This window comes from Flavobacterium supellecticarium (assembly GCF_004801375.1).
GTDB lineage: Bacteria > Bacteroidota > Bacteroidia > Flavobacteriales > Flavobacteriaceae > Flavobacterium > Flavobacterium supellecticarium.
Window position 1 is genome coordinate 1 of sequence record NZ_SSNZ01000017.1, and the last position, 4,223, is coordinate 4,223.

The following is a 4,223-nucleotide window of genomic DNA, read 5'->3' on the forward strand; positions in this document are numbered from 1 at the left end:
CAAAATCATACGATTTTTTATAGCTTTTTCAACCACTTGAAGTCATTTTTAGAAACTATTTTCAAGTTGGAAACCCTTATGATTACTGCGTTTTTAAATCATTTTATCATTATCCGTTTGGGATGCTGGTGCCAAACCGCCACGAAGCCTCAGAATCATATCGTTATGGGTTTAATGGAAAAGAAAAAGACGATGAGTTAAAAGGTGAAGGAAATAGCTTTGACTTTGGTGATAGAATGTATGATCCGAGAACAGGAAGATGGTTTGCAGTTGATAAAATGAGAATGGCAGCTCCCGATTGGTCTCCATACAGATTTGGTTTTGATAATCCAATCAGATACAAAGATAGTGATGGTAATTGGGAAGAAGATGGGCATTTTTGGACTGTATATGCTATGGGTATAGCAATGGGACTAAATAAGGCGACGGCAAGATCTTTGGCTATCCATGCGGAATATTATGATCATCATGTAGTGGATGCAAACAACAAAATGAAGCTACATAAGTCGCACGGTAATAGTCCATTACTAACTAGTCTCTTTGGACTCGGAACATGGGCAGACAAATCTTTGCAAAAATCGTGGCATGGCTTAACAGGAGGCAAACAAAGTGATGTATTGAATAAAGCTCAGGAAAATGTTTTAAGTGGAGATTTGAACCAATTGCATACAATAGGTGACTCATGGGCTCATAGTTATGTTGATGATAATGAAAATAGAACAATGTGGGGAAAAACTACTCGGGGATTGCCTTTTCTTGGTCGTATAACCCTTGAGCATGCTTTTGAGGGTGAAGGTGAACATGATAAAGCAGACAATATTGCTGACAGACCCTATGAGTACAAAATGTACCAGTACACGTTAATACAGTTGTTTAATAATAAAAAATTTAAATACAACAAACACATTACCAATTCGAAACCCGATTTAGCAATTTTTGACTTAGTACAAAAGAATGGTGGAGATAAAGCATCCAATATATTTTTACTTGAATCCTATATTGGCTTAAAAACAGGAGTGAGGAAATTTACTACAGAATCTAAACATAATATTGATAATTTAACAATGTATTTAAATCAAAAAGGAATAAAATATACGATAAGTACAACGAAAAGAGAAGTGGGTACTGGTGTAAGTACATCTATAGGGATGTCACCAACAACACAAACGGTGACAACTTATAAATTAGAAATTAAGAAATGATCCCTTAAATGAAAAACATCGGAATTATTTTGTTGATCGGTTAAATCAATCAACATTTCATTGATGAGAGATAAATATAAAAGCCTAACTTTTATTGTTAGGCTTTTATATTTATGACACTATCCCAAAAGTGTGTAAGTTAAAAAATAACAGGGTTTGACTTTTTATTTAAAGTTGAACCCTTTTTTCAAATATGGTTAAGAACTGATTGAGGATTAATCCCCAATTATGGATTGGCATAGTCCATTTTTTGGTTGCTTCTCTTAAAGCCAGATATACGGATTTTAAAACGGCTTCATCCGTAGGGAATGACAATTTGTTTTTGGTATATTTTCTAATTTTTCCATTAAGATTTTCAATTAGATTTGTGGTGTAAATGATTTTTCTGATTTCAATCGGGAAGTCAAAAAAGACGGTAAGTTCCTCCCCGTTTTCTTCCCAGGATTTAACAGCATAAGGATATTTATGATTCCATTTGCTGGCAAAATCTTCCAAAGCTCCTTTTGCAGCTTGTTTGGTTGGCGCATCATAAATCTGTTTCATATCTTTAGAAAACTCCTTTTTATCTTTCCAGACTACATAACGGGCTGAGTTCCGGATTTGATGTACAACACAGATTTGTGTTTGCGATTCCGGGAATACGTTTTTAATGGTTTGTGTAAAGCCATTGAGGTTATCAGTTGCAGTAATGAGAATATCTTCCACACCTCGTCCGTTAATACTCCCAACCAAAAACTGGCACTTTCATTCTTGCCTAACCACATACCAAGAACTTCCTTTTTACCGTCTCTATTTAGGCCTACAGCCAGATAAATGGTCTTGTTGATGACCTTAGAGCTTTCACGAACTTTAAATACGATACCATCCATCCAAACTATTAAATAAACAGGTTCTAATGGACGGTTTTGCCAAGCAACAATGTCATTGGATACCGATTCTGTAATCCTTGATATAGTAGAGGTAGATACCTCAAAATTGTACACTTCCCTTATCTGTTCTTCAATATCGCTAACACTCATTCCTTTGGCATAAAGCGATATGATGACATTTTCCAATCCGTCAGCCATACTTTGCCTTTTAGGGATTATCATGGGATTGAAAGAAGCTTCTCTGTCTCTGGGAACCTGAATTTCTGATTCACCAAAAGAGGTTTTTATTTTCTTTTTGGAAAAACCATTACGAGAGTTCGAACAGGGGGATTTCTCATGTTTATCATATCCTAAATGAGAATCCAATTCCCCATTAAGAATAGCTTCCAATCCACGCTTTTGTAGTTGGGCAAGAAAGCCATTTAGGTCTTCTCCAGTTTTAAACTGTTTTAAAAACTCTTCCGATAATAAATCTTCTTTTTTCATAAGACTGTGTAACATTTAAAATTAAACATAAAAATAATGGGGTTTTAAAACCCCATTATTTTTATACTTACACAGTTAGTGAAATACTACCAAATATTTACAAGGAGCCATCATGCTTGTCTTGTCATTTTTTTCTGGACTTTTTTAGATCTTTTTCAAAAAGAAAATCATCTAATTTCTTTGAAAAATAAGGAACAAAGCATATTAATATTCCGATACCTGTTAACATCAAATACCTATTTGAAAAGGTATTATTGGTGTAATAAAATGTATCATCTTCAGCGTAATGGTATAAGATAATACTTTTACTGTTTTTATTTTCTTTGCAAAGTTCATCCGGAGATCCTCCTATTGTTCTTTTCTGATTTTTATATAAAAACATTGTATGCGCACCTCTCCCAATACAGTCAAATGACAACACTTCACACTCGATTGCAGTTAGCCTGTCGCTTTTATTCTTTTCATGAATAAAAGCAATTATTGACCCTATAATCAGCGTAAATCCAATAAACATTGTAATACGATTATTCTTGATCGTCATCTGCTATACTTATTTTTTCAAGAGGTCCAACAGTTATTGTTCCATTCGAAATTTGTTTTCTATACTCTCTCGCCTGGTCTTCAATTCTTGTTTCTACTTTCGAAACTAAACCTTTTTTGATATTATCTGTAAGTTCTCCTCCTGCAATTTCACCAAAAGTCTGATGTGTTTTTTTAATTGCAGCGTTTTTTCTGGTTTCGTACTTATTCAACCATCTCTCAGCCTTTCTTTCATATTTAGCTTTTGTCTGAGAATCTACAGCCTGGCTCGCCAATCTTGAAAATCTTCGATGATTGTTCTGAGCTGCAGCGGCTCTATTGATTTCATATTGGAATTCATTAGTACGTCTTACTAGGATATTTTTGCTATCGTCCAGATTAAATCTTTTTGCCCCTCCTTTGGTAATCATAGACGCAGCCTTATCATATCCTGCTTGTTTAAATGCATCCATTACATCAACATTCTTCCCATTTAAATGATCTTTCCCCATCTGACCTAAAGCATCGGATGCAAATTCAACAACTTCTCCAAGTAATCGATAAGTGACTTTTCCATATCGTCCTTTAAACAAATGACTTATTTTATCTAAACCACCCGTAAGCCACCCTGTCGCAAATCCGCCAATACCAGCAACAACTATATCACTCTTATCAACAGCTTTAATAGCAGGTTCAAAAGCCAAGCCATCAAAGAACATTTTATCAGCAACTTGTGTTACAAACTCGGTTATAATACCCGCTAACATTCCTGAGAAACAACTCGGGCAATCTCCTCTAGGATCTACCGTAATTGTTGGTCTATTATCAAAAGCATTATATGGCGATTGGAATGGCATCAAAGAAGCTTTAGGGTCGGGTGTTAGCCATCTTCCAATTCTAGGATCGTATTGTCTAAACTCGGTTGTAATACTATTTCCTTCACCTTTTAACTCGTCATCTTTTTCCATTCCATTAAACCCATAACGATATGATTCTGAGGACTCGTGACGGTTTGGCACTAGCATCCCAAACGGATAATGATAAAATGATTTAAAAACGCAGTAATCATAAGGGTTTCCAACTTGAAAATAGTTTCTAAAAATGACTTCAAGTGGTTGAAAAAGCTATAAAAAATCGTATGATTTTG

At 34.9% G+C, this 4,223-nt stretch carries 3 protein-coding genes and 1 pseudogene; 1 reads left to right on the plus strand and 3 read right to left on the minus strand.

The window, feature by feature from the left end:
- Positions 1-122 precede the first annotated feature (122 nt).
- Positions 123-1,202 carry an RHS repeat domain-containing protein gene (locus E6C50_RS17450; protein WP_168732856.1) on the plus strand — a complete coding sequence of 360 codons (1,080 nt, stop codon included), beginning with the start codon at positions 123-125 and terminating at the stop codon, positions 1,200-1,202.
- A 168-nt stretch (positions 1,203-1,370) separates the two neighbouring features.
- On the opposite strand, the pseudogene E6C50_RS17455 reads toward E6C50_RS17450, so the two are convergent.
- From E6C50_RS17455 to E6C50_RS17465, 3 genes and pseudogenes are all read right to left on the minus strand, one after another.
- Positions 1,371-2,557, minus strand: a pseudogene (locus E6C50_RS17455) (IS256 family transposase).
- A gap of 124 nt (positions 2,558-2,681) precedes the next feature.
- Positions 2,682-3,098, minus strand: coding sequence for a hypothetical protein (locus E6C50_RS17460; RefSeq protein ID WP_136404536.1), 417 nt, complete (start codon positions 3,096-3,098; stop codon positions 2,682-2,684).
- Entirely contained in the window at positions 3,082-4,101 is a 1,020-nt protein-coding gene (locus tag E6C50_RS17465; RefSeq protein ID WP_168732857.1) for an RHS repeat domain-containing protein, read from the minus strand. The genes E6C50_RS17460 and E6C50_RS17465 overlap by 17 nt, the downstream gene beginning before the upstream one ends.
- Positions 4,102-4,223: the final 122 nt, after the last annotated feature.

What these genes read in the sequence shown, in the direction of transcription:
- E6C50_RS17465 (WP_168732857.1), bottom strand. Translation starts at nt 4,101, where the DNA reads ATGCTAGTGCCAAACCGTCACGAGTCCTCAGAATCATATCGTTATGGG.
- E6C50_RS17460 (WP_136404536.1), bottom strand. Translation starts at nt 3,098, where the DNA reads ATGACGATCAAGAATAATCGTATTACAATGTTTATTGGATTTACGCTG.
- E6C50_RS17450 (WP_168732856.1), top strand. Translation starts at nt 123, where the DNA reads ATGCTGGTGCCAAACCGCCACGAAGCCTCAGAATCATATCGTTATGGG.